Origin of the sequence: Rhizobium sp. 18055 (assembly GCF_902706285.1) — a bacterium.
GTDB lineage: Bacteria > Pseudomonadota > Alphaproteobacteria > Rhizobiales > Rhizobiaceae > Rhizobium.
In genome coordinates, this window is record NZ_CACSKD010000010.1 from 62037 (window position 1) to 86034 (window position 23998).

The window sequence follows — 23998 nt, forward strand, 5'->3', positions numbered from 1 at the left end:
ACCTGACCACGCTTACGCTGGTGCTGACGAAACCGTCGATCACGCTATTTCAGCATCGGCCAAAGGCTCAGAACCAGAAGCACCGCCATGCTGATATTGAACCATTTCAGCCGCACCGGGTCCGACAACCATTCGCGCAAAGCCGAGCCGAACCCCGCCCAGGTCGATACGCTCGGCACGTTCACGGCAGCGAACACCAACCCGACGACCAGCACGCTAGCGAAATAGACATCCGCGATCGTATAGGTCGCCATCGCCGTCACCGCCATCACCCAGGCCTTGGGATTGACCCACTGGAACGCTGCCGCCGACAGGAACGCCATCGGCTTCACCGCCCCCTCGCCTTCACTGAGCGACCGCGACGTGCCGATCTTCCAGGCGATCCAGACGAGATAGGCACGGCCGGCAAACTTCAGCACGGTGTAGACGATGGGCACGGTATGCAGCACCGCACCAAGCCCCAGCCCGACGCCGAGCAGCAAGGAAAAGAACCCGACGCCAATCCCCAGCATGTGCGGGATCGTCCGGCGGAAGCCGAAATTCACCCCCGACGCAAACAGCATCATATTGTTCGGGCCCGGCGTGATCGATGTGGTGAAGGCAAACAGAACGAGTGCCAGAAATGTATCCAGCGGCATGAGACCTCCCGACCCCGCAATTGATAAAGCGGGCCTTGTTGATTTAGGTCAGTATGCCTGACCTAAATTGGAGGTACTACATCTGCATTGTCACGGTGACAGGATTGGATGAAACAGCAAGCAACTAACCAGCACTATCCGGCAACTCGAGCCCCAGCAGCCTGCCGAGATAGCTGCGAACCTCGCCAAGAAACGCTGGCGACGTTGGCTCGATGAAGCGTAACAACCGCTCCGCCTTGTCGATCGATCGAACCTGATCAACAAGCACCATGCCACGCGTCTCAAGGTGATCAGGCAAAGCAACCTTGGTCATCCACGGCTGCATGTTGCTGGTCACCGGGCAGACGATCACACGCTTCAAGCGACAGTTCATCGTCTGCTCGGAGATTACGATGACGGGACGGACACCAGACTGCTCGCTGCCGCGAATTGAGTTCAAATTGGCAAGATAGATATCGCCGGCCGAAGGTCCAGGTTCAATCGTGCTCATGCAATCGTTCGGAGCCGACATCAGGCCCCCAATCGACCGCATCAGGCTCGTTCTCCCAGCCGACCCGGTCCATCTCGGCGATCATCTCGTCCAAAGATGGCGCTAACCTCCGCGTCGGCTTCTGTAAGGTCACCTTGCCATCGCTGACGTCGAGGTTCACGACGTCGCCAGCACTGAGACGCAGCTCATCAGTCACTGCTTTTGGCAAGCGAATAGCGATGCTATTACCCCACTTGGAAATCGTGACTTTGGTCATATCTCACCCTTGATATCCGATGTTATCACCCATCAGAGACACCGGCAACAAGACGAGGCCGCACCATGCAGGACGATCCGATCCCCACCATCAGCCTGCCCGATGGCACTGAAGTCCCGGTCATCGGACAGGGCACCTGGAACATGGGCGAGAACGCCTCCGAGGCAAAGCGCGAGATTGAAAGCCTGCGTGCCGGCCTCGACCTTGGCATGGTGCTGATCGACACCGCTGAAATGTATGCCGAGGGCGGCGCCGAAAGGATCGTTGGCGAAGCGATCCGCGGCCGCCGCGACGAGGTCTTCCTCGTCAGCAAGGTCTATCCCTGGAACGCCAGCCGCACCGGAACGATCGAGGCCTGCGAAAGCAGCCTGTCGCGCCTGGGCACCGACCGCATCGACCTCTATCTCCTCCACTGGCGCGGCGACCACCCACTGGCCGAAACCGTCGAGGCGTTCGAGACGCTGAAGGCATCCGGCAAGATCCGCGCCTGGGGCGTCTCCAATTTCGACACCGACGATATGGAGGAACTGCTGGCCGTTCCAGCAGGCAAAAAAGTCGCCGCCAATCAAGTGCTCTACAATCTCTCCCGCCGCGGCATCGAGTTCGACCTGCTGCCCTGGTGCCAGAGCCGCAACATCCCAATCATGGCCTATTCCCCAATCGAGCAGGGCCGTATCATCCGCCACCCCGAAATCATCCGCATCGCAAAGGCCAACCAGGCAACGCCGGCCCAGCTTGCGCTGGCCTTCCTGCTGGAGCGTGACGGCGTCATCGTCATCCCGAAGACATCGAGTGCCGCGCGGGCGGCTGAAAACCGCGATGCCGTCTCGCTCGACATCAGCGACGAGGACTGGGCAGCCCTCGACGCCGCCTTCCCGCCGCCGTCACGAAAAAAGCCGCTGGAGATGCTCTGATCCCCAGCGGCTTCGAACGCTTCGAAATCGGTGGATTTACATCCCCTGCGAACCACGGTTCATCGCCGCAATACCGGTGCGGCAAACCTCGACGAGGCCGAGCGGCTTCATGATCGCCACGAACTGGTCGATCTTCGACGACTTGCCGGTCAGTTCCAGAATGAAATGCTCGACGGTGGCATCGACCACCTTTGCGTGGAAGGCATCGGCCAGACGCAGCGTTTCGGCACGCATTTCGCCCTCGCCAACCACCTTGATCAGCGCCACTTCGCGCTCGATCGGCCGCTCCTGCCCGAGTTCGCGGGCGCGCACCGTCAGATCGACGACGCGATGGACGGGCACGATGCGCTCGAGCTGCGCCTTGATCTGTTCCAGCACCTGCGGCGTCCCACGGGTGACGACGGTAATGCGCGACAGATGTGCCTGATGCTCGGTCTCCGACACCGTCAGGCTCTCGATGTTGTAGCCGCGACCGGAAAACAGGCCGATGACGCGGGCAAGCACGCCCGGCTCGTTATCGACCAGAACCGAAAGCGTATGGTTCTCGCTCGCCGCCGTTTCCGGCGAAATGAAGTAGGCAGAGCCCGTCGGCTGTAGATGTGCGTTCATGTCTTCGGTTCCGTTTCCTCAGATTTTTTTCAGGACGCCAGCTCGACGCTGACGGTATTGATATGCTTTTGCGCCAGCTTGACGAGATCACGGTCGAACGTGACGAAGGTTTCGCCATCACCGGTGAGACTGATATGCAGAGCGTCGGCGAAATCCATGCCAGCTTCGAAACATTCCAGCGACCGCGCTATGCGTTCCCTCTCAGCCACGATAATCGCGTCGGAATTCAGCATTCCGCGAAAGAGCTCAAGGATATAGCTACGCTGAAGCTTGAACTTGCTACGAAGTACCCATTCGGTTTCGAGAATGACGGTCGGCAGCACGATTAGATGAAAGCTTTTCGAAAGCGCAGCGGCTGTCGCCCATTGGTCACTGTCATCGTTCGCCAGCAAACGAACAAGAAAATTGGTATCAATCGTTCTTGTCTTCATTCCACTGACGCTCCAGTCGCTCCCAATCTTCAATAGCCTCTTGGTCGATAGCTTCTCGGATCGCCTCGCTCGTAAGCTCGATCGGAGGCCCCTTGTATTTCGGAATGCTGTCCAGGAACTCCTGAGCCGTCAGCTTCTTCACAGGCGTATCAGCGTCAGCGAGCGTGCCCGCATGAGCCGGCGTCTCGACCGGCCGCAACGTGATGACGCCACCGCCGTCGATCACCTCGAACTCGACTCCCGGCTCAAAACCATGCGCATCGCGAACTGCCTTTGGCAGCACGATCGCACCTGTCTTGGACATCTTCGTCGTGTTCATCTGTTCGCTCCGGTGACTGGGACGCGGCAACTCTACCGCGTCCCCTCTGTTCGATCAAACGAGCGCGCGGCCCTTGGCATCGATCGCGTTGGCAACAGCCTCGTCGGTGGCCTCATCCGGCAGCAGCATCTCGTTATGTGCCTTGCCCGATGGGATCATCGGAAAGCAGTTGGCGAGATTGGCGACACGGCAATCGAAGATCACCGGCTTCTTGACATCGATCATCTCCTGGATGGTCGCATCGAGATCGGCTGGCTTTTCGCAACGCAGGCCGACGGCGCCATAGGCTTCCGCCAGCTTGACGAAATCGGGCATCGCCTCGGTGTAGGAGTTCGACAGCCGGTTGCCGTGGAGCAGCTGCTGCCACTGGCGCACCATGCCCATATACTGGTTGTTCATGATGAAGATCTTGATCGGCGCATCATGCTGGATCGCTGCCGACATTTCCTGGATGCACATCTGGATCGATGCGTCGCCGGCAATGTCGATGACCAGGCTCTCCGGATGGGCGATCTGCACGCCGAGTGCCGCCGGCAGGCCGTAACCCATGGTGCCGAGGCCACCCGATGTCATCCAGCGGTTCGGCTGCTCGAAGCCGAAGAACTGCGCTGCCCACATCTGGTGCTGGCCGACTTCTGTCGTGATGTAGGTGTCGCGATCCTTGGTCAGCGCAAACAGGCGCTCCAGCGCATATTGCGGCATGATCACGTCTTTGCTCATCGTGTAGGCAAAAGAGTTGCGCGCTCGCCAGCGAGTGATGTCAGCCCACCACTCGGCAGTCTGGCTCTTCTCAGGCTTCTTCGGCAGCGCCCGCCACAGGCGAACCATGTCTTCGAGGACGTTGCCGACATCGCCACGGATCGGAACATCGACGCGCACGTTCTTGTTGATCGACGACGGATCGATGTCGATGTGGATCTTCTTCGAGTTCGGCGAGAACGCGTTCAGCCGGCCGGTGATGCGGTCGTCGAAGCGGGCACCGATGCAGACCATGACGTCGCAATCATGCATCGCCATGTTGGCTTCGTAGGAGCCGTGCATGCCGAGCATCTTCAGCCAGTTCGGGCCGGATGCCGGATAGGCACCGAGACCCATCAGCGTCGAGGTGATCGGGAAGTTGGTCAGCGAAACCAGCTCGCGCAGCAGCTTGGAAGCCTCCGGCCCCGAGTTGATGACGCCGCCGCCGGAATAGATGATCGGACGGCGCGCACCGGCCATCAGTTCGATCGCCGCATGGATCTGGTTGATATCGCCCTGGACCTGCGGCTGGTAGCTCTTCTGGATCGCATGCGCTGCTGGCGGCGTGTAGGTGCCGGTGGCAAACTGCACGTCCTTCGGAATATCGACCAGAACGGGCCCCGGACGGCCGGACTGGGCAATGCGGAAGGCCTCATGAATGACCGCCGCCAACTCGTTGACATCCTTGACCAGCCAGTTGTGCTTGGTGCACGGCCGGGTGATGCCGATCGTGTCGGCTTCCTGGAAGGCGTCGGAGCCGATCAGCGATGTCGGAACCTGGCCGGTCAGGCAGACCAGCGGGATCGAATCCATCAGCGCGTCCTGCAGCGGCGTGACGGCATTGGTGGCACCCGGACCCGAGGTGACGAGCATGACGCCGACCTTGCCGGTCGAGCGGGCATAGCCTTCGGCCGCATGGCCGGCGCCCTGCTCGTGGCGAACCAGGATGTGCTTGATGTCGTCCTGCTGGAAGATCTCGTCATAGATCGGCAGCACAGCGCCACCCGGATAACCGAAGAGATGCTCGACACCATTGTCCTTGAGTGCGCGGATGACGATCTCCGCGCCGGTCATACGATTGTCGTCCGTCTGCTTGTCCGTGCCCGTCATGTTTTTTGTTCCGTTTTGACTGCTGGGATTTGAAGGTCTGTAGCCGGGAAGCCTGTGTTTCAGGCATAAAAAAAGGCCCCTTCGGGAGCCTGTTGTCTAGCGCATGGGTGGCTATCGCCGGATGGTTACACCATCCTGCCCATGCGCTGTCCCACCACAATAAGAATTGCTGCTATCTTCATGGCGGCAAGTGATAGACAGAAAATTTCGCAGCGTCAACGCTTAAAGCAATAAAAAGCCGAGCATGCGTTCGGCGTAATAAACGCAGCGGCACAAGCGCTTGTGCGCAAAAGGGTTTGTTAAACGTTCGCTTATATCCTTGCCGCAATCGCAGGGAGTAGCCCTTTGCACGACAACGACTTGCAGACGTCAGGCGACGCAGGCGAGCATGACCGCCGCGACAGCCATGTACCCGGGAACCGTTTCCTCGGCCGCGTCGTCGCGTGCAGCGGGTCGCGCGCCACCATCGCCGCAATCGCCGAAGCCGGCGGCACCGATCTCACCGAACTCTGGTCCGTCGGCCGTCTGATCTCCATCACCGTTGGCCGCAACCGTGTCGTCGCGCTTGTCTATTCCATGAACACCGGCAGCCATGCCTGGGGCGAAGGCGAAGACAACTATTTCAAGATCGAGACCGAGCTGCTCGGCGAAGTCCGCGTCGATGAGGATGGCACCGAGCAATTCTCCACCGGCATTTCCCGCTACCCCTATCTCGGCGCCGTGGCCCACCGCATCCGCTCCGCAGACCTGATGCGCATCTACGATGCCGGCACCGGCACCACGGCCGTCATCGGCAAGCTGACCCAGGACGACAGCATCGACGCATCGATCCACATTCCATCGATGCTATCGAAACACTTCGCCATCGTCGGCTCGACCGGCGTCGGCAAATCGACTGCTGTCTCGCTGCTGCTGCACAAGGCGATCGAGGCCGACCCGAAGCTGCGCGTCCTGATCCTCGATCCGCACAACGAATTTGCCGCTGCCTTCCCGCATCACTCGGTCGTCGTCGATACCGACACCCTCGATCTGCCCTTCTGGCTGATGCGGCTGGAGGAATTCGCCGAAGTGGTCTTCCGCGGCAGAACGCCGGTGCCGGAAGAACTCGACATCCTGCGCGACATCCTGCCGGAGGCCAAGCGCGGCTTCCGCGGCAGCGACAATTCGTTGGTCCGCCGCACCACCGAGAAGAGCTCGATCACCGCCGACACGCCGGTTCCCTACCGCATGGCCGACCTGCTGGCGCTGATCGACGAGCGCATCGGCCGGCTGGAAGGCCGCACGGAAAAGCCCTTCCTGCGATCGTTGAAGATGCGCATCATCGCCGCGATCAACGATCCGCGCTACCACTTCATGTTCTCCAACAACACGATCTCGGACACGATCATGGAGACCGTGGCCGAGATCTTCCGCGTCCCCGGCGACAACCGGCCGATCTGCACCTTCCAGCTCTCCGGCATCCCGTCCGAGGTCGTCAATTCGGTCGCTTCGGTCCTCTGCCGCATGGCATTCGAAATCGCGCTTTGGAGCGATGGCGCCATTCACATGCTTGTTGTTTGCGAGGAAGCCCACCGCTATATCCCGTCGGACCCGAACCTCGGCTTCGTCCCGACCCGCCAGGCCATCGCCCGCATAGCCAAGGAAGGCCGCAAATACGGCGTCTCGCTCGGCATCATCACCCAGCGCCCCGGTGAACTCGACCAGACCATCCTGTCGCAGTGCTCGACGCTGTTTGCCATGCGCCTGTCCAACGACCGCGACCAGGAAATCATCCGCTCGGCGATCCCGAATTCCTCGATCTCGACCACCAGCTTCATCTCGTCGATCGGCAACGGCGAGGCCATCGCCTTCGGCGAGGCGATCAGCGTGCCGATGCGCATGCGATTCTCGCGCGTCCAGGAAGAACTGCTGCCGAAGGCCAACGGCGCCACGCCGAAACTCACCGAAGACGATCCTGACAATGTCGATCTGCGCAAGATCGTCTCGCGCATGCGCGCCGTCAGCGGTCCTGACATCTCCGCCTTCCAGCAGAGCTACAAGAGCGCCGGCCTCGACTTGTCCGAGGAAGAGGACGCCGAATACGATCAGATCTTTGCGGCCGACGTCTATCCGCCGATCATCCCCGCGCCGATGCCCAGCACACCGCCGCTGGCCCCGATCGAACCCTATCGGCAGGACATGTTGCCCCGCACGTCCTACCCGCCGCGCGAGCCCCTCGCTCCGCCCACCTCATCGCGCGAATCCTTCGGCGTCGCGGCCGATACCTCGATCGACAGCCGGCTTGAAGCGCTGCGACGCGAGATGCGCGGCGAACAGAGGCCTGCACCGAGACCGGCTGAGCCACAGGCACAGCCGACGAGTATTCGCCGCGAGCCAAACGTGTCGCTGCGCGACAGCATCCTCAGGAAGCCGCTGAGCAGTCTCTACGACAAGGATTGAGAAAACCCCTCGGGCGCCATCTCGTCTAACTCCGTCGTTCCCAGCTCTCGTCCATCTGGTTGCGAAACCAGGTCATCTGCCGCTTGGCATATTGCCGCGTCGCCGCCGCGCCCTTTTCGAGCACGTCCTTGCGCGTCATCGTGCCCCCAAGCATCGCCGAAATCTGCGACACCCCGATCGCCTTCATCACCGGCATCTCGGCCGGCAGCGACAGATCAAGCAGCGCCCTCACCTCATCCTCCGCGCCCTGCTCAAGCATCGCCTCGAAACGACCGTTGATGCGCGCGTGCAGGATATCACGCTGCGGCAGTACCACGATCTTCTGCGCCCTCTCCGGATTGACGATCACTGGCCCGGCCTGCCCCTGCAACTCGGCGATCGATCGGCCCGTCGCCTCCAGCACCTCCAGCGCCCGCACGATCCGCTGCCCGTCCTGCGGATTGAGCGTCGCCGCCATATCCGGATCAAGCGCGCCCAATTCCCCATGCAGCACCGCTCCGCCCTCGCTGAGCAGGCGCGCACGCAACCGCGTGCGAATCTCCTCCGGAATAGCGGGCATATCGGACAGTCCGCCGGTCAGCGCCTTGAAATAGAGCCCGGTACCGCCGACGAACACCGGTAGCCGCCCCTCGGCGCGCAGCCGCGGCAACAGCGCCGTCACATCCCGCAGCCAGGCCCCGGTCGAATAGGTACTGCCGGCCGGCACATGGCCGTAGAGACAGTGCGGCACGCCCTGCATGTCCGCGTCGGACGGCCGTGCCGTCAGCACCCGCAGCGTATCGTAGACCTGCATGCTGTCGGCATTGACGACGACGCCGTCGTAACGTTTCGCCAGCTCGACGGCCAGTGCGGACTTGCCGCTGGCGGTCGGCCCGGTTATCAGGATCGCGTCCATTGCGTTCAGAAGGTTTTCCATCATGGCCCTCGTTGCCACGCTTGTTGCCAATCCGTCAAATCCTGTTCTGACACCCGAGATCGCAGAGAAGGCTGCGGACGCCGCAAAAGCCTCCGGTCTCTACTGGCTGGCCGACGGGATCGCCTGCGATATCGCGCTCCGCGACGGCACCGATGCGGACGCTGCGCGAGACGCTATCTCGGCCGTCATCGGCACGGCTGCGATCGATCTGGTGATCCAGGAGCAGGAAACGCGGCGCAAGAAGCTGCTGATCGCCGACATGGATTCGACCATGATCGGCCAGGAATGCATCGACGAGCTGGCCGCCGAAGTTGGCCTCAAGGACAAGGTGGCGACGATCACGGCGCGCGCCATGAACGGCGAGATCGCCTTCGAGCCGGCGCTGCGCGAACGCGTGGCGCTGCTGAAGGGCCTGCCGATCTCCGTGGTCGACGAGGTCATCGCCAAGCGCATCACCCTGACACCAGGCGGCATGGAACTGATCGCCACGATGAAGGCGAAGGGCTATTATACGGCGCTGGTCTCCGGCGGCTTCACCGTCTTCACCAGCCGCATCGCCGAGACGCTCGGCTTCGACGAAAACCGCGCCAACATCCTGCTTAAGGAAAACGGCTATCTGACCGGTTTCGTCGCCGAACCGATCCTCGGCAAGCAAGCCAAGGTCGATGCGCTCGAGGATATCTGCGCAAGGCTTGGTATCTCGCCTTATGAGGCGATGGCCGTCGGCGACGGCGCCAACGATCTCGGCATGCTGCATCTGGCAGGGTCAGGCGTCGCGCTCCACGCCAAGCCGGCAGTCGCGGCCGAAGCCAAGATCGAGATCAACCATTCGGACCTCAGCGCCCTGCTCTACATCCAGGGCTACCGCAAGACGGATTTCGTCACGGTCTGAAAACGAAAACCGGGCCATAAAGGCCCGGTCCCGTGATCCATTGTATGCCGGTCTATTCCATCGGCACCGCGACGAAGCGCAGGTCGCCATTGGCCGAAGCGATCATCATCTGCGCATTGCGCCGACCTTCCTGCTTCAACGACTGCACTTTGGCGACGACCGCATCGGGCGAGCGCATGAATTCCTGCGCCACTTCGACGATCACATCGCCGGCCTTCAGCCCCTTTTCGGCAGCAAGCGATCCGGGCGTCACGTCCGCCACCAGAACACCATCGACGCTCTCGCCGATCCCGAAGGTCTTGCGCGTTTCGGCGCTCAGTGCCGACAGCGAAAGCCCGAGGACATTCTTGGCATCGGCGGCATCCGGGGCCGGCTGGTCCGGCTTGCCCTTGGCATCCGGCATCGGCTGTGCCGGATCGCCGTCCGGCTGGTCCATATCCTGGTTTTCATCCGGATCCGGATTGATGACGCCGCTGTGCTGCTCGCCACCATCAGGGGCAGCGGCAGCCTGATCGCTGTCTTCGAGACGGCCGAGCGTCACCTTGACGGTCTGCTCCTTGCCATCACGCAGAACCAGGACATCGACAGCCTTGCCGACAGGGCTTTCGGCAACGACGCGCGGCAGGTCCCGCATCTCGTTGACGGCCTTGCCGTCGAATTTCAAAATGACATCGCCAGCCTTGATCGAGCCGTCATCGACAGGTCCACCCTTGATGACGCCGGCCACCAGCGCGCCACGGGCGCTCGACAGCCCGAGGCTGTCGGCAATATCGTCGGTGACGGGCTGTATGCGCACGCCGAGCCAGCCGCGACGGGTTTCGCCGAACTCGCGCAACTGCTGCACGACACCCGACGCCAGTTCCGACGGCACCGAGAAGCCGATACCGATCGAACCGCCGCTCGGCGAGATGATCGCCGTGTTGATGCCGATCACTTCGCCCTTCATGTTGAACAGCGGTCCGCCGGAATTACCCTTGTTGATCGCCGCATCGGTCTGGATGAAGTTGTCGTAAGGGCCGGCATTGATGTTGCGCCCGCGCCCGGAAATGATGCCCACCGTCACCGATCCGCCGAAGCCGAACGGATTGCCGATCGCCATCACCCAGTCGCCGATGCGCATGCCGCTGGAATCGCCGAATTTCACGAACTTCAGCGGCGCCTTCGGTTCCACCTTCAGAACGGAAAGATCGGTCTTCGTGTCGGTGCCGATCAGCTTCGCCTTCAGCTTGCTGCCATCGGCGAAATTCACCTCGATATCGTCGGCGCCTTCGATCACATGGTTGTTGGTGACGATAAAGCCCTGCGGGTCGATGACGAAGCCGGAGCCGAGCGAGCTGACATTGTGGTTGCCGCCCTGCTTGCCCTTCTGCTTGTTGAAGAAATCGTTGAAGAACTCCTGGAACGGCGATCCGTCGGGCGCGCGCGGCGCCGGACCGGCCCCCTCGTCGTCCTTGACGTTCTGCGACGTCGAGATGTTCACCACCGCATCGAGCAGCCCCTCGGCCAGATCGGCGACGGATGCCGGTCCGTTGGTCGGCGGCGTGCCCTGTGCCTGGACCAGCCCGGCGAACCCGACATTAGCCAGAAGTGCAGCGCCGGCAACAAGCGCAAGCGATCGTCTGTAGGTCGGGCGGATCGTGGGGGCCATCAAGCATCCTCATGTGTGTCAAAAACGCACTCTGATCACGAGCATAAGGCGTAATGATGGAGGGTGAAATCACCTTTTCGCGAAATCCCGTGCAATCTGCGTGGGACGAACAGGAAGCCCTGAAATGGTCAGCCGTACCGCCAACAGAAAAGGGGCCGGCAAGATGCCGACCCCCATGATCTCAAAGCGTCGCTGCGGCGTTTAGTTGGCCGGAGCAGTCGGTACCGCTGGCAGGTTGAGCGCTGCCGGCGGAACGCCACCCGGCAGGCCGGACGCGCTGTTGAAGTAGCGGAAGAACTCCGAGGTCGGCGACAGCACCAGCGTTGTGTCCTGCGAGGACATCGCCGTGGTGTAGGCTGCCATCGAGCGATAGAACTCGAAGAAGTTCGGGTTCTTGTTGAAGGCGTCGGCGAACAGACGGCTGCGTTCCGCTTCGCCCTGACCGCGCAGGATTTCCGAGTCACGCTGGGCTTCCGCAGTGATCTCGACAACCTGTCTGTCGGCGATGGCGCGACGGCGCTGTCCTTCTTCGCCACCCTGCGCACGCAGAAGCTCGGCTTCGGCAAGTCGCTCGGCGCGCATGCGGTCGTAGGTCTTCGGCGCAACTTCGCGCGTCAGGTCGGTACGACGGATACGGACGTCCTGGATGTTGAGGCCAAGCGCCTCGGCATCCCGGTGCAGATCGTCGCGCACTTCGAGCATCATCGCGACACGCTCTTCGGAAAGAGCCGCATCGAAATCACGCAGACCGTAGACACGGCGCAGCGACGAATCGAGCTGGGTGCGAAGACGGGCTTCGGCCGACTCGCGGTCGCCGGAGACCGTTTCGCGGAAGCGGCGGACGTCCTTGATGTCGTAGATCACGAAAGCATCGACGTCGAAGGTCGCACCACCGCGCACCTGGACGCGAATGTTGTCGAGGTCGAAGCGCAGTGCCTGCTTTTCGACGATCTGGACGCGATCGGCGTCCATGAAGGTGAAGGGCAGCTTGAAGTAGATGCCGGGCTCCGTCTTTACCGACTGGATCTGACCGAAGCGGACGACAATCGCCTGTTCACGCGCATTGACCACGAAGATGGACGAATAGACCGCCACCAGAACGACGGCGAGAGCGATGAGGAAGATCGGAAGTTTGTTCGAAGTCATGGATCAACCTCCCTGCTGCGATGGTTTGCCGATTTCGTTGAGCGGCAGGTAAGGGACAACCCCCTGCTTCTCATCGATGATGACCTTCTTGGAATTCTTCATCACCTGTTCCATGGTTTCCAGGAACAGTCGCTTGCGGGTCACTTCGGGAGCCTTGGTGTATTCGTCGTTGACGGAGTTGAATCGCTGCGCCTCACCTTCCGCTTCCTTGACGACGCGATCCTTGTATGCGGCAGCCGCTTCACGGATCTGCGCCGCGTCACCGCGTGCCTGGCCGAGTTTCTGGTTGGCATACTGGTTCGCTTCTTCGACGAGACGCTGCTTGTCCTGGTCGGCACGCTGTACTTCTTCGAAGGCATCGGCGACTTCACGCGGCGGCGCTACGTCCTGGATCGTGATCGCATTGATCGAGATACCGCTCCTGTAGCGATCCATCGTGCCCTGCACGATAGCAGCCACTTCGGTTTCGATCGGCTGGCGATTGTCGCGGAACGCATCCTGCGCAGGACGACGGCCGACGACTTCGCGCATCGCGCTTTCGGCAACCTGCTGCAGCGTTTCAGCCGGATTTTCGACGTTGAAGAGGAACGCCTTCGGATCTGTCACGGTGAAAAACACCGAGAACTGCACGTTGAGAATGTTCTGGTCGCCCGACAGCATCAGCCCGTTCGACGACGAAGACGACGTCGCGCCAATGTTCTGCTGCTGCACCGTCACCTTGACGATCTCGACAGTCTCCATCGGCCACAGGTGGAAGTGCAGGCCAGGCATCGAGACTTCCTGCTTCGGATTGCCGAAGCGCAGTTCGACGCCGCGCTCGTCCGGCTGGACCATGTAGATGCACTGGAAAAGCCAGAATGCCACGACGATCGCCGCAACAATCAGAAGCACGCCCGTATTGAACCCGCCGGGCACGACGCCGCGCAGCCGGTCCTGACCACGGCGGATGATCTCCTCGAGATCGGGCGGTCCGCCCTTGCCGCCACCGCCGCCGCGTGGACGGTTTGGCCCCTGCCCCCACGGTCCCTGATTATTTCCTCCACCGCCGCCGCCGCCCCAAGGGCCGCCGCCGCCACCATTCTGATTGCTCCAGGGCATCAAAACCTCGTTGTTCGTTACATCATGCGATCGCTTTACCCACGGGGGCGGCGGATATTCGCGTTCGAGACCGTTATAGGTATCGCCGCATCGGCTTTCAACGCGGCATCGGGAAGTTGACGGTATTTCTTGGAAAATAGTTGGTTTTCAGTGCTCAACGCCTGTCATAGACAACGAACCGCGTCGGATAGCTGTCCTTTTCACCGGCAGGAACCTCGACAGTTTCGCCAGCCATCCAGATAGCCGGGTCAATATCGGGAAAAGACGCGTCCCCCTCCACATCGACCTCCACATGGGTGAGGCATATCCGATCGGCGGCATCCATTGCCTGCCGGTAGATCTGGCCGCCCCCGATGATGCAGATTTCGTCCTCGCCCTTTTCAATTGCCAGCGCTTCCCCCACCGAAATCGCCTCGTCGAGCGAGGTGACCGTACGCACATCGGGATGATCGATCACCGTCGAACGGGAAATCACCACATTCGGCCGCCCCGGTAGCGGCCTGCCGATCGAATCATAGGTTTTGCGGCCCATGATGACAGGCTTGCCCGATGTCAGTACCTTGAACCGCTTCAAATCCGTCGAAAGGTGCCACGGCATGTCGCCGTCGCGGCCGATGATGCCGTTGCGCGCCGCGGCAACCACGATCGTCTTGCGAATATCCGACATGAGCTTCCCTGATCAGACGGCGATCGGCGCCTTGATGCTGGCATCGGCTTCATAGCCCACCAGCTCGAAATCCTCGAAGGTGAAGCCGAAGATATCCTTCACATCTGGATTGATGCGCATGAACGGCAAAGGCTTCGGCTGGCGCGTCAGCTGCAGCTTCGCCTGTTCGAAATGATTGTGATAGATATGCGTGTCGCCGAGCGTATGGACGAAATCGCCAAGCTTCAGCCCTGTCACCTGCGCCACCATCATCGTCAGCAGCGCGTATGAGGCAATGTTGAATGGAACGCCCAAAAACACATCCGCGGATCGCTGATAGAGCTGGCACGACAGCTTGCCGTCGGCGACATAGAACTGGAACAGGCAGTGGCAAGGCGGCAGCGCCATGTTGTCCACCTCAGCCGGGTTCCAGGCCGAGACGATATGACGGCGCGAATTCGGGTTTTTGATCAGACCGGACACCAGATTGGCGATCTGGTCGATATGGCCGCCATCGGGCGCCGGCCACGAGCGCCACTGCGCGCCGTAGACCGGGCCGAGATCGCCATTCTCGTCGGCCCACTCGTCCCAGATCGAAACCCCATTGTCCTTGAGGTAGCCGATATTGGTCTCGCCCTTCAGAAACCACAGCAACTCGTGAATAATCGAGCGCAGGTGCAGCTTCTTGGTGGTGAGAACAGGAAAGCCTTCCTGCAGGTCGAAGCGCATCTGATGGCCGAACACCGAGCGCGTACCCGTGCCCGTGCGGTCACCCCGATCGGTTCCGGCTTCCATCACATGGTTCAAGAGATCGAGATATTGCTTCATCGCCCGCCGCCGATTCCATTTTTCCGATGTTTAAGCGCATCAGCCGCCAAAACCAATCACGCTCGATGCTTTTCCCGATAAATCTGCACCCGCCTGCAATGCTTTTATGACGATGGCCCTTCCCAACCGAAACGGAAAACACTATATCAGCCTTGCCAGTCCTCGGATTGGCTATGGTGATAAATGAGCGGTGTAATAAGCCTATTGGACCCGGGGGCGGTACCCGGCGCCTCCACCAAAAACCGGCGGCCTGACAAGGTGTTGGCCGGCTTTTGATGGGGGCGAAACAGGATCGACAAGGGTGTAAAGATCGTCTTTTTGCTCGGCATTGTACCGCCGTTATCGGGCTAAAATTGTAGTTGCAAATGACAACTATGCGGAAGCTCGTCTCGCTGCTTAATCGCAGTGTGACACTTCAAATCAAGTCCTGAAGGTTCGCACCTTAAGGCGGGGTCCGAAGGCACCTGGCAACAGAAGCCTTCACCTTCTCCCCCAAGCGCAAATCATGTATGATTTGCTAAAGCATGACTCGGCTCCGGGCTTTTCCAAGTCTTCCGGGCATGGCATATAGCCTTGGGAAAAGACGTACGGACGAACGAAAGACAGGAAAAGCATGGGGCAGGATCACATCCGTTACGACATTCTGGCACAGGACGCGCTTCGCGGCGTCATCCGCAAAGTATTGTCCGAAGTCGCAGCGACCGGCCGCCTGCCGGGCGAACATCACTTTTTCATCACCTTTCTGACCGGCGCGCCGGGCGTTCGCATCTCCCAGCTCCTGAAGTCCAAATATCCCGAGCAGATGACCATCGTCATCCAGCACCAGTTCTGGGAAATGAAGGTCACTGATTCGCACTTCGAAATCGGCCTGTCCTTCTCCGACATCCCGGAAAAGCTGTTCGTTCCATTCAACGCCATTCGCGGTTTCTACGATCCATCCGTCAATTTCGAACTCGAATTCGACGTTCCGCTGGCCGACAGCGACGAACTGCCGGAAGCCGAGATCACCGCCTATCCGGTTGCGGCTGAAAAGGCTGAGAAGACCGACGACGCCACGGCCAAGCCGGCCGACGGCGAAGAGAAGAAGCCGGGATCGGTCGTCTCTCTCGACGCCTTCCGCAAGAAGCAGTAAAATTCGAAGGGAAGCATCTGCTTCCCTTTTTCATATGGCCGTTATCCATATCGGGGGCACCCGTGAGCGCCGACATCGTCAATCTCCGTCAGTTCAAGAAGAAGCAGGCCCGTTCCGACAAGGAAAAGCAGGCCGAGCAGAACCGCATCTCCTTCGGCCGTACCAAGGTCGAGAAGCAGCTGACCACGGCGCTGAACGACAAAGCCGAAAAGGCCCTTGATCAGGGCCATATCGACAAGAACGACGACGGGAAATGACGCCGCCCGACGGCCAAAACGAATCCGGGTTCAACGGCTTGGCGGCATTTCCGGATTCAGTTTGTGAGCGCCGCGAAATGGCAATGCGATGATCCGCAAGCACTCCACCACCCTGCACGGCCACCGCACCAGCTTTACGCTGGAAGACGAGTTCTGGAATGAACTGACATCAATCGCCGCCGCCCGCGTCATCCCCCTCGCAGCCCTGATTTCCGAAATCGACGACAACAGGGACGCCGACAGCAATCTCTCTTCGGCGCTGCGATTGCATGTACTTGCCTGGCTGAAATCGGGGAAGGATCGGGACAGGCTCGATGAACGGGATGAGGGAGGCCGTGGCGATGCCCGAGCGGGTTGAGATCGCAGCCTATGACCCCGCATGGCCCAACCGGTTCCTGAGGATCGCGGCCGCCTTGCAGGCGTTGCTAGGACAACACGTGCTCGCCATCCACCATGTCGGCAGCACCGCGATCCCCGGCCTTTCGGCAAAACCGCTGATCGATATCGACGTGATCCTGCCCACCGCCGAGCACGTGCTCGCTGCAGGGGCCGCGATGGAGGCAGCGGGCTACGAGCCGCGCGGCAACCGCTACGACCACGACATCTTCGCCTTCATGAAACGACAGGAAAGCCCAGGCCAGCGTGTCTACCTCTGCCCCGATGGCCACGACACCCCACACCGGCGCATGCTCTTCCGGGACTACCTCAGAACCCACGTCGAAACCGCCGCCGCCTATCAGGCGCTGAAAGTGAAACTCTCCGAAGACTACGCGTATGACGGCGATGGATACACGGCGGCAAAAGCCGCCTTCGTCAATTCGACCGTTGAGCGGGCGCGTCTAGCACGGACCTGAAAACCGCCCTCGCCCTTTAGACACCGCCGCCCTACTGCGGCACCTGCACGCCCGGAAGCCCCGGCACCGTGTTGAAATTCAACGAGTTCTGCGGCGGCGTGGCCAGTTGTTCCTGCGCCTTGCGTGCCGCATCGGCAGCAGCCTTCTGGTCGGCCTCGGCCTTTGCTTGGGCAGCAGCATCCGCATCGGCCTTGGCCTTTGCATCGGCGTCCGCCTTGGCCTTTGCGGCCGCTTCGGCTTCCGCCTTCGCCTTCGCCGCAGCGTCGGCCGCTTCGCGCTCGGCCTGCTGCGATGCAATCACGCGCAGGCGTTCTTCCTCGGCCTGTCGCTGCGCCTCGATCGCCGCTGCCTTTTCGCGTTCCTGGTCGTTGAACTTGGCAAGCGACACTTCGCGGCGCAGGCGCTGCTGCTCCAGCACGTTCGACTGCAGCTTCTCCACCCGCCGCCGCTCGCGCTCGAAGGCGCGCAGCGACAGATAGCCGGTGATATCGGTCACATCCATCACCCGGCCGGGCGACCCCAGCACGCCGGAAAAGTCCAGGCGGATGGCCGGGTCAGCCCCGGTCAGCGCGTCGCCCACAGGGTTGAGGCCGATATTGAGCGATGCGGTGATGCGCTCCTGCGGCAGGTCGATCTGGGCATTGCCGGTCAGCTTCGCCTGATCGGTTGCGATGGCGACGTTCTGAACCCGCAGCACGCCATCCGTGACGTTGAAGGGAACCGCCGTCGCCGGCAGCTTGGCTTCGCCATTGTTGAGCAGCGTCTCGACGATCGGATGAACCTTGCCGGCATTCAGCTGATCCTGCATCGGATCGGTCGCCGAGAGCAGCGGCGCCAGCATGCCGAGATTGAGGCCGCGCACGCTGGTCTCGCCGAGCGTCAACTCGCCCGAACCGTTCAGCGAGCTGGCAATCTCCTTCATCGACTTGCCGGATGCTTCCATCGACAGCGACAGCCCGAACTTGCCGTTTGCCACCGGCGCGCCGTCGCGCTGCCAGACGACACCTGCAAGATCCGCATTGGCAAGCGCAAGCTTGGTCTGCAGGAAGCCCGTCCCTTCGGCATTGGTGAATTTCACATTGCCATCGACCGTGCCGCCGTCCCAGGTGCCCTTCATCTCGTTGAGCTGCAACTCGTCGCCCTTGTAGGCGACGTTGGAAGTGAAATCGGTGATCGGGTTCGCCCAGCCCGGCCAGAACTGCTTGGCCGACAGCTTCACGTTGACATCGGTATCCTTGAACACCGGTATGCCGAGCGCGGCAGCCGAAAGATTGCCGTTCGCCGCATCCGTCATCGGCCCGTAGACCGCCTCGCCAAGCCACGTCGCATCGGCCTTGGAAAGTGCCAGGTCGCCGGATGCCGTCGTCTTGTCGGCCTTGCGGTCGAGTGTCATGGCGCCGGTGAATTCATTGTCCGCCGCATGTCCGGCAATGTTGCCGAAAGCGACCTTGTCGCCATCGACAGTCGCGGTCGTCGTCAGCTTGAACGGCAGTCCGGTGCCCATCTGCGGCACGCCGATCCCGTTCATCACAAGATAAGGATCGAGATCCGCGCTCTCCAGCGACAGCGCCAGCTGCCCGTTCATGAAGGTCTGCGGCCGGATATCGACCTTGCCGGTCGCGGTAAACGAGGTGCGGTCGGTGGCAAAGGTCAGCGCAGCGTCGGCAGGATCGGTCCCCTCGGCCTGCACCTTCAGCGTCATGCGGCCATTGGCATCGGCATCGACAGGCAGCGGGTCGAGCCCGGCCTGGCCGAACAGCACCGACGTCACATTGTTCTCGAGCGTCGCCTCGAGGCTGGTCGTCCCCTTGCCGGTCAATGCCAGCAGGTCGGACATCCGGTAGTCGAGGTTCATGCGGCTGCCATTGGCAACGCCTGCGAGCGTCACGGCAAGACCGTCGCCCTGATCGCCGCCGAGTGTCACGGCACCGCGCAGCGCCGTATTGGTGTACCAGGCGGCATTGCGCACCAGCCGGTCCATGACGGGATGATCAGGCAGATGCTGCTTCAGCATCGCGAAGAACGGGCCGGGATCTGCTGCCTTGAAGGTGATTTCGCCGGAGCCCTTGTAGTCGAGCAGCGAACCCTCGGCACGACCCGTCGCCGTAAACTCGGCCCCCGCCAGGTTCTTCACCGCAAGCTCGTCCACGGCAAGCGCACCGTCAGCGATCGTGAAACTGGTCTCGACGTCACCGGCTTCAACGCCGAAAGCCGTGAACTTGGCGGCCTTCAGCTGCGCCTTGATCTTGTGGTCGAGCACATTGTTGCCGGCGTCCTGCCCGGTAAACAGTCCGGTCAGCGCCCGGAGCGCATCGAGATCCAGCGCGTCGCCTGATAGCGCCACGTCGAGCGTCGGCGCCTGGTTGGCCAGGGCCTGGCGATCGAGCTTGCCCTTCAGCGTCGCCGGCCCGACGGCGATCTCCAGATTGTCGAAGGTCTGTCGCTCATGCGTCAGGTTCACATCGGCCGAAAAGCCGGCCTGCTGCAATTGCCGGATGGCCGGATCGACATCGCCCGAAAGCCAGGAGGCAAGCCCGGTCGGCTGCTTCGACGCCACGGTAATCTTGCCGAGAAACGATGGCTGCCCCTGCAGCGTCAACCGCCCGTTGCCCTCCACCAGTGTCCGTCCGGGGAGCGTGCCGAAAGCATTGTCGATCGTCCAGCCGCTTCCGGCCGGTTCGAGATCGAGCTGCACGTCGCGAATGGTGGTGTCGCCGGCCACGATCGCCGGAAGCCGGACGCTGGCCTTGCCGGGCACCTGCGGCACCGGGATCTGCGACACGATCTGGATCAGCGCATTCAGCCGCTGCTTGGCGGAAAGGCTGGGGTCACGGGTGGTCTTGCCGCCGGCGCCCTGATTGCCGATACGGCTGACGTCGATCTGCTGTCCGTCGGCTGTCAGCAGAAACTGCGGCTTCACGCCGGTATCGAGCGTCGCCTCGCCGGTGACCACGTAAGGGTCCTCGGCGGCGCCGATTTCCAGACGGTATTCGGGAATGCGGATGCTCTCATTGGTCAGCTCGAACTTGCCTTTGAGCCGCGGCGGCAGTTCGCTCTTGTCGGTGCCCTTGGCCTGGTTGGTGCTGGCACGTTCGATCTGCGCCGACATCGTGCCCTGATAATTGGGCTTGCGATCGACCAGCTTCAGCTCGCCATCGAGATCGACAGTCACAGGATGCCTGTCCGGCTGCAGCCGGGTGCGCATCCTGAGCACGCCGTTCTCGTCCAGCTGATTGCTGGAGAAGAGGAAATTGCCATGCTCGCCGTCAAGCGCCGCATCGCCCTCGATCCGCCAGGGACCGGCCAGCGACTTCGCCGACATCTCTGCGTTCAGTCCCGTGACATGGCGTGTCCGTCCCGACTGGTCATCGATGAACTGCACATCGCCGCCGCTGACATGAACGTTTTCCAGAACGACGGTCCTGGCCGGAATTTCCGGCTGGCTGCCGCGCGTCCAGTCCAGCGTCCCGTCCTTCAGCAGCCGGAGCTTGACCTTGGGATTGACGACGCGCATGTCGAAAATAAGGGCCTCGCCCGACAGGAATGGCGCCAGTTCCGCATCCATGGAGAATTGCTCGACCTGCACGATCGGCGAACCGTCCTGCTCCTGGCCGACGCGCACGTCATGCATGGTCACCGATGGAAACGGCAGTAGCCGCGCATCGACGGCGCCATGCACCACGACCTTCTTGCCGATGATCCGGCTTGCCTGATCCTCGAAATTCTGTCGGAATCCGGTCCAGTCGATGAACATGGGCGCAAACAGCGCCACGAACAGCGCCACCACAACCAAACCACCCAGTACGACGAGGAACCGGCCTACCAAGTCAATCATTCTCCATTCGGGCTATCACTGCAGACACTAGATCAAGAACCCGAAGAGTGTGAAGCGGCTTTCAGGCAACATCATGCGCAATTCCTTGTTACGGCCACGCTTTTCGGGCCGCACCTCGATTCGCCGAGGCTCTTCTTCGTCTCTATCGGCATTCATGCCGCAAGCAAGCCAAGATCAATAGATTGTTGATTTTCAGGCAGAATGGAAAATCTTCCCCGGATTGAAGATATTGTCGGGATCGAGCGCCTGCTTCACCTGCCGCATCAAGTCCACGGCGCCGCCAAGCTCTTCCTGCAGGAACGCCATCTTGCCCTGACCGATACCATGCTCGCCGGTGCAGGTGCCATCCATCTCCAGCGCCCGCTTGTTGAGCCTGCCGACGAAACTCTCGGCTACCGCAATGCCCTCCTCCGTCTTGTCGTCGAACAACAGCAGCACGTGGAAGTTTCCGTCGCCGGCATGGCCGACGATCATCGCCAGCAGTCCATGCTTCTCGATATCGGCCTGCGTCTCATCGATGCAGTCGGCCAATCGCGAGATCGGCACGCAGACGTCGGTGGACAGCGCCGCCATCTCGGGCGCAAGTGCCCGCGACGCCCAGTAGGCATCGTGGCGCGCCTTCCACAGCCTGTTGCGCTCTTCGGCGTTGACGGTCCAGGCAAACTCGCCGCCGCCGCATTCCGCGGCGATTTCGCCGAACTGCGCCGATTGCAGCGCAACCGTCTCGTCCGTGCCGTGAAACTCCACGAACAGCGTCGGCTTTTCATCATAGTTCAATTTCGAATAGGCATTGCAGGCGCGGATCTGCAGCGCATCGAGCAACTCGATGCGAGCAACCGGCACGCCCATCTGGATGGTCATGATCACCGCATCGCAGGCCGCACGCACGGTCGGAAACGCGCAGACCCCACCGCCGATCTTCTGCGGAATGCCCTGCAGTCTGAGCGTCACCGAGGTCAGGATGCCAAGCGTTCCCTCGGCGCCGACGAACAGCCGCGTCAGGTCGTATCCGGCCGAAGACTTGCGGGCGCGCCGCGCGGTCCGGATCTCCTCGCCGTTGGCGGTGACCGCCGTCACCGCAAGCACATTGTCCTTCATCGTCCCGTAGCGAACGGCATTGGTGCCCGATGCCCGCGTCGAGGCCATGCCGCCGATCGAGGCGTTGGCGCCGGGGTCGATCGGGAAGAACAGGCCGGTATCGCGCAGATAGGTATTGAGATCCTCGCGCGTCACGCCGGGCTCTACGATGCAGTCGAGATCTTCCATATTGACTTCAAGCACCCGGTTCATCCGGCTGAAATCGATCGAGATGCCGCCATTCGGCGCATTGACCTGCCCCTCCAGCGACGATCCTGTGCCAAAGCCGATGACCGGCACCTTGTGCTCGGCGCAGATCTTTACCGCAGCCTTCACATCGTCGGCGCTTTCGGCAAACAGCACGCCGTCGGGAAGCTGCGAGGGAATATAGGTGGTCGTATGCGAATGCTGCTCGCGGAACGACTGGCCGGTCTGGAAGCGCTCGCCAAAGCCCTGTTTGAGGATGCCGAGAACAGTGCCGATGCCTGCCTCGTTGCGTGTGCCGGCCTTTGCGTCTTTGAGCGCCATCTCGTTGATCTCCTTACCGTCGCTGCCCCGGGGCAGGTTGGTATGAGACATGAGACGGCGCCTGTCTAGTGCAAGAATCGCAACGGCGGCTCCGACATACAGCTGTCAGACGAGCGGCGGATTGAGCCGCGCAAAGCCCGCCTGCCGGTGGTAGGGGAAATACGGATAGGCCGCGGTGACGGCACTTGCCCTGTCGAGCTTTTCCACCTGCTCCTTCGACAGCGACCAGCCGACCGCGCCAAGGTTCTGCCGCAACTGCGCCTCGTTGCGCGCCCCGATGATGACGCTCGCCACCGTCGGCCTACCGATCAGCCAGTTGAGGGCGATCTGCGGCACGGTCCTGCCGGTCTCTTCGGCAACGGCATCCAGCGCATCGACGATATCGTAGAGCTTCTCGTCATCCACCGGCGGCCCGTACTCCGCCGTCTGGTGCAAGCGGCTTTCCTCCGGCAGCGGCTGCCCGCGCCTGATCTTCCCCGTCAGCCGTCCCCAGGCCAGCGGGCTCCACACCAGCGCCCCGACACCCTGATCGGCCGCCAGCGGCATCAACTCCCACTCGTAATCGCGGCCGGCCAGCGAATAGTAGACCTGGTGCGCGACATATCGCGAATAGCCATGCCGTTCCGAAGCAGCCAGCGACTTCATCAGTTGCCACCCCGAAAAATTCGACACGCCGACATAGCGGATCTTGCCTGCGGCAATCAGCCCGTCCAGCGTGGAAAGCACCTCTTCGATGGGCGTCGAGGCGTCGAAGGCATGCAGTTGCAGGAGATCGATATAATCCGTCCCGAGCCGCTTCAGCGCTGCATCGGTCGCGCGAAGCAGCCGTGCCCGCGACGTGCCCCAATCGGCAGGACCGTCCCCCATCGGCAGCGCCATCTTGGTCGAGATCAGCACCTGATCACGCCGCCCCCTGATCGCATGGCCGAGCACCTCTTCCGACGCACCGGCGGAATAGACATCAGCACTGTCGAACAGGTTGACGCCGGCCTCGATCGAAATATCCACCATCCGCCGCGCCTCGACCGCATCGGTATTGCCCCAGGCCCCGAACAGCGGCCCCGAACCGCCGAAGGTTCCTGCACCGAAACTCAACACCGGCACCCGCAGGCCGGACGCACCAAGCTGTCTGTATTCCATCATCTGTCTCCTGTTGCTTCCACAGAGATAGACACCCCAGACACGATGAAATAGATT

The 23998-nt window shown here is 61.6% G+C and carries 23 protein-coding genes and 1 other RNA gene; 8 read left to right on the forward strand and 16 right to left on the reverse strand.

The window, feature by feature from the left end; translation table 11 throughout:
* Positions 1 to 44 precede the first annotated feature (44 nt).
* The 3 genes from GVL52_RS17685 to GVL52_RS17695 all read right to left on the reverse strand — a co-directional run bounded on the left by GVL52_RS17685 (position 45) and on the right by GVL52_RS17695 (position 1384).
* A complete protein-coding gene (locus tag GVL52_RS17685) occupies positions 45 to 638 on the reverse strand; it encodes a LysE family translocator (protein ID WP_160009475.1) in 594 nt (197 codons plus the stop codon).
* Positions 639 to 762: 124 nt separating this feature from the next.
* Positions 763 to 1128, reverse strand: coding sequence for a type II toxin-antitoxin system PemK/MazF family toxin (locus GVL52_RS17690; protein ID WP_160009477.1), 366 nt, complete (start codon positions 1126 to 1128; stop codon positions 763 to 765).
* Positions 1115 to 1384, reverse strand: coding sequence for an AbrB/MazE/SpoVT family DNA-binding domain-containing protein (locus GVL52_RS17695; protein WP_160009479.1), 270 nt, complete (start codon positions 1382 to 1384; stop codon positions 1115 to 1117). Before GVL52_RS17695 ends, GVL52_RS17690 begins: the two co-directional genes overlap by 14 nt.
* Positions 1385 to 1449: 65 nt before the next feature.
* On the opposite strand from GVL52_RS17695, the gene GVL52_RS17700 reads away from it, so the two are divergent.
* A complete protein-coding gene (locus GVL52_RS17700; protein ID WP_160009481.1) occupies positions 1450 to 2298 on the forward strand; it encodes an aldo/keto reductase in 849 nt (282 codons plus the stop codon).
* A 36-nt stretch (positions 2299 to 2334) separates the two neighbouring features.
* On the opposite strand, the gene ilvN is transcribed toward GVL52_RS17700, so the two are convergent.
* The 4 genes from ilvN to GVL52_RS17720 are packed head-to-tail and all read right to left on the reverse strand — an operon-like array spanning position 2335 to position 5505.
* Entirely contained in the window at positions 2335 to 2907 is a 573-nt protein-coding gene (ilvN, locus tag GVL52_RS17705) for an acetolactate synthase small subunit (protein WP_160009483.1), read from the reverse strand.
* Between the two features lie 29 nt (positions 2908 to 2936).
* Positions 2937 to 3338 carry a type II toxin-antitoxin system VapC family toxin gene (locus GVL52_RS17710; RefSeq protein ID WP_160009485.1) on the reverse strand — a complete coding sequence of 134 codons (402 nt, stop codon included), beginning with the start codon at positions 3336 to 3338 and terminating at the stop codon, positions 2937 to 2939.
* A complete protein-coding gene (locus GVL52_RS17715; protein ID WP_160009487.1) occupies positions 3319 to 3657 on the reverse strand; it encodes an AbrB/MazE/SpoVT family DNA-binding domain-containing protein in 339 nt (112 codons plus the stop codon). Before GVL52_RS17715 ends, GVL52_RS17710 begins: the two co-directional genes overlap by 20 nt.
* Positions 3658 to 3711: 54 nt before the next feature.
* A complete protein-coding gene (locus tag GVL52_RS17720) occupies positions 3712 to 5505 on the reverse strand; it encodes an acetolactate synthase 3 large subunit (protein WP_160009489.1) in 1794 nt (597 codons plus the stop codon).
* A gap of 345 nt (positions 5506 to 5850) precedes the next feature.
* Here GVL52_RS17720 and GVL52_RS17725 point away from each other — a divergent pair, with 345 nt between their 5' ends.
* On the forward strand, positions 5851 to 7944 hold the full coding sequence (locus GVL52_RS17725; RefSeq protein WP_160009491.1) for an ATP-binding protein: 2094 nt from the start codon (positions 5851 to 5853) through the stop codon (positions 7942 to 7944).
* Between the two features lie 25 nt (positions 7945 to 7969).
* On the opposite strand, the gene miaA is transcribed toward GVL52_RS17725, so the two are convergent.
* On the reverse strand, positions 7970 to 8863 hold the full coding sequence (gene miaA / locus GVL52_RS17730; protein ID WP_160009493.1) for a tRNA (adenosine(37)-N6)-dimethylallyltransferase MiaA: 894 nt from the start codon (positions 8861 to 8863) through the stop codon (positions 7970 to 7972).
* Between miaA and serB the strand changes: the two genes are divergently transcribed.
* Positions 8862 to 9752: a phosphoserine phosphatase SerB gene (serB, locus tag GVL52_RS17735; RefSeq protein WP_160009495.1), complete on the forward strand. Its 891-nt coding sequence runs from the start codon at positions 8862 to 8864 to the stop codon at positions 9750 to 9752. The genes miaA and serB overlap by 2 nt on opposite strands.
* 52 nt (positions 9753 to 9804) lie before the next feature.
* On the opposite strand, the gene GVL52_RS17740 is transcribed toward serB, so the two are convergent.
* The 5 genes from GVL52_RS17740 to GVL52_RS17760 form a co-directional block, all read right to left on the reverse strand.
* Positions 9805 to 11400, reverse strand: coding sequence for a DegQ family serine endoprotease (locus tag GVL52_RS17740; protein WP_160009497.1), 1596 nt, complete (start codon positions 11398 to 11400; stop codon positions 9805 to 9807).
* A 201-nt stretch (positions 11401 to 11601) separates the two neighbouring features.
* Positions 11602 to 12546, reverse strand: a complete 945-nt coding sequence (hflC, locus tag GVL52_RS17745) for a protease modulator HflC (RefSeq protein ID WP_160009499.1) — start codon at positions 12544 to 12546, stop codon at positions 11602 to 11604.
* A gap of 3 nt (positions 12547 to 12549) precedes the next feature.
* A complete protein-coding gene (gene hflK, locus GVL52_RS17750) occupies positions 12550 to 13644 on the reverse strand; it encodes an FtsH protease activity modulator HflK (protein WP_160009501.1) in 1095 nt (364 codons plus the stop codon).
* Between the two features lie 154 nt (positions 13645 to 13798).
* Positions 13799 to 14311, reverse strand: coding sequence for a dihydrofolate reductase (locus GVL52_RS17755; RefSeq protein WP_160009503.1), 513 nt, complete (start codon positions 14309 to 14311; stop codon positions 13799 to 13801).
* 12 nt (positions 14312 to 14323) lie between these two features.
* Entirely contained in the window at positions 14324 to 15118 is a 795-nt protein-coding gene (locus GVL52_RS17760) for a thymidylate synthase (protein WP_160009505.1), read from the reverse strand.
* Positions 15119 to 15233: 115 nt separating this feature from the next.
* Between GVL52_RS17760 and ssrA the strand changes: the two genes are divergently transcribed.
* From ssrA to GVL52_RS17785, 5 genes are all read left to right on the forward strand, one after another.
* Positions 15234 to 15603, forward strand: a transfer-messenger RNA (tmRNA) gene (gene ssrA, locus GVL52_RS17765).
* 128 nt (positions 15604 to 15731) lie between these two features.
* A complete protein-coding gene (locus tag GVL52_RS17770; protein WP_160009507.1) occupies positions 15732 to 16250 on the forward strand; it encodes an SspB family protein in 519 nt (172 codons plus the stop codon).
* 62 nt (positions 16251 to 16312) lie between these two features.
* On the forward strand, positions 16313 to 16507 hold the full coding sequence (locus tag GVL52_RS17775) for a DUF4169 family protein (RefSeq protein WP_160009509.1): 195 nt from the start codon (positions 16313 to 16315) through the stop codon (positions 16505 to 16507).
* Between the two features lie 88 nt (positions 16508 to 16595).
* Positions 16596 to 16865 (forward strand): ribbon-helix-helix domain-containing protein, encoded by a 270-nt coding sequence (locus tag GVL52_RS17780; protein WP_160009511.1) that lies wholly within the window; start codon positions 16596 to 16598, stop codon positions 16863 to 16865.
* A complete protein-coding gene (locus GVL52_RS17785; RefSeq protein WP_160009731.1) occupies positions 16849 to 17361 on the forward strand; it encodes a GrpB family protein in 513 nt (170 codons plus the stop codon). The genes GVL52_RS17780 and GVL52_RS17785 overlap by 17 nt, the downstream gene beginning before the upstream one ends.
* Before the next feature lie 31 nt (positions 17362 to 17392).
* On the opposite strand, the gene GVL52_RS17790 is transcribed toward GVL52_RS17785, so the two are convergent.
* From GVL52_RS17790 to GVL52_RS17800, 3 genes are all read right to left on the reverse strand, one after another.
* Positions 17393 to 21187 carry an AsmA-like C-terminal region-containing protein gene (locus GVL52_RS17790; RefSeq protein ID WP_160009733.1) on the reverse strand — a complete coding sequence of 1265 codons (3795 nt, stop codon included), beginning with the start codon at positions 21185 to 21187 and terminating at the stop codon, positions 17393 to 17395.
* A 201-nt stretch (positions 21188 to 21388) separates the two neighbouring features.
* A complete protein-coding gene (locus tag GVL52_RS17795; RefSeq protein ID WP_160009735.1) occupies positions 21389 to 22801 on the reverse strand; it encodes an FAD-binding oxidoreductase in 1413 nt (470 codons plus the stop codon).
* Positions 22802 to 22906: 105 nt separating this feature from the next.
* Positions 22907 to 23941, reverse strand: a complete 1035-nt coding sequence (locus GVL52_RS17800) for an aldo/keto reductase (RefSeq protein WP_160009513.1) — start codon at positions 23939 to 23941, stop codon at positions 22907 to 22909.
* Positions 23942 to 23998: the final 57 nt, after the last annotated feature.

What these genes read in the sequence shown, in the direction of transcription:
- GVL52_RS17795 (WP_160009735.1), bottom strand. Translation starts at nt 22,801, where the DNA reads ATGGCGCTCAAAGACGCAAAGGCCGGCACACGCAACGAGGCAGGCATC.
- GVL52_RS17755 (WP_160009503.1), bottom strand. Translation starts at nt 14,311, where the DNA reads ATGTCGGATATTCGCAAGACGATCGTGGTTGCCGCGGCGCGCAACGGC.
- GVL52_RS17700 (WP_160009481.1), top strand. Translation starts at nt 1,450, where the DNA reads ATGCAGGACGATCCGATCCCCACCATCAGCCTGCCCGATGGCACTGAA.
- hflK (WP_160009501.1), bottom strand. Translation starts at nt 13,644, where the DNA reads ATGCCCTGGAGCAATCAGAATGGTGGCGGCGGCGGCCCTTGGGGCGGC.
- GVL52_RS17685 (WP_160009475.1), bottom strand. Translation starts at nt 638, where the DNA reads ATGCCGCTGGATACATTTCTGGCACTCGTTCTGTTTGCCTTCACCACA.
- GVL52_RS17760 (WP_160009505.1), bottom strand. Translation starts at nt 15,118, where the DNA reads ATGAAGCAATATCTCGATCTCTTGAACCATGTGATGGAAGCCGGAACC.
- serB (WP_160009495.1), top strand. Translation starts at nt 8,862, where the DNA reads ATGGCCCTCGTTGCCACGCTTGTTGCCAATCCGTCAAATCCTGTTCTG.
- ilvN (WP_160009483.1), bottom strand. Translation starts at nt 2,907, where the DNA reads ATGAACGCACATCTACAGCCGACGGGCTCTGCCTACTTCATTTCGCCG.
- GVL52_RS17770 (WP_160009507.1), top strand. Translation starts at nt 15,732, where the DNA reads ATGGGGCAGGATCACATCCGTTACGACATTCTGGCACAGGACGCGCTT.
- GVL52_RS17720 (WP_160009489.1), bottom strand. Translation starts at nt 5,505, where the DNA reads ATGACGGGCACGGACAAGCAGACGGACGACAATCGTATGACCGGCGCG.
- GVL52_RS17690 (WP_160009477.1), bottom strand. Translation starts at nt 1,128, where the DNA reads ATGAGCACGATTGAACCTGGACCTTCGGCCGGCGATATCTATCTTGCC.
- GVL52_RS17780 (WP_160009511.1), top strand. Translation starts at nt 16,596, where the DNA reads ATGATCCGCAAGCACTCCACCACCCTGCACGGCCACCGCACCAGCTTT.
- GVL52_RS17740 (WP_160009497.1), bottom strand. Translation starts at nt 11,400, where the DNA reads ATGGCCCCCACGATCCGCCCGACCTACAGACGATCGCTTGCGCTTGTT.
- miaA (WP_160009493.1), bottom strand. Translation starts at nt 8,863, where the DNA reads ATGATGGAAAACCTTCTGAACGCAATGGACGCGATCCTGATAACCGGG.
- GVL52_RS17785 (WP_160009731.1), top strand. Translation starts at nt 16,849, where the DNA reads ATGCCCGAGCGGGTTGAGATCGCAGCCTATGACCCCGCATGGCCCAAC.
- GVL52_RS17715 (WP_160009487.1), bottom strand. Translation starts at nt 3,657, where the DNA reads ATGAACACGACGAAGATGTCCAAGACAGGTGCGATCGTGCTGCCAAAG.
- GVL52_RS17695 (WP_160009479.1), bottom strand. Translation starts at nt 1,384, where the DNA reads ATGACCAAAGTCACGATTTCCAAGTGGGGTAATAGCATCGCTATTCGC.
- hflC (WP_160009499.1), bottom strand. Translation starts at nt 12,546, where the DNA reads ATGACTTCGAACAAACTTCCGATCTTCCTCATCGCTCTCGCCGTCGTT.
- GVL52_RS17800 (WP_160009513.1), bottom strand. Translation starts at nt 23,941, where the DNA reads ATGGAATACAGACAGCTTGGTGCGTCCGGCCTGCGGGTGCCGGTGTTG.
- GVL52_RS17710 (WP_160009485.1), bottom strand. Translation starts at nt 3,338, where the DNA reads ATGAAGACAAGAACGATTGATACCAATTTTCTTGTTCGTTTGCTGGCG.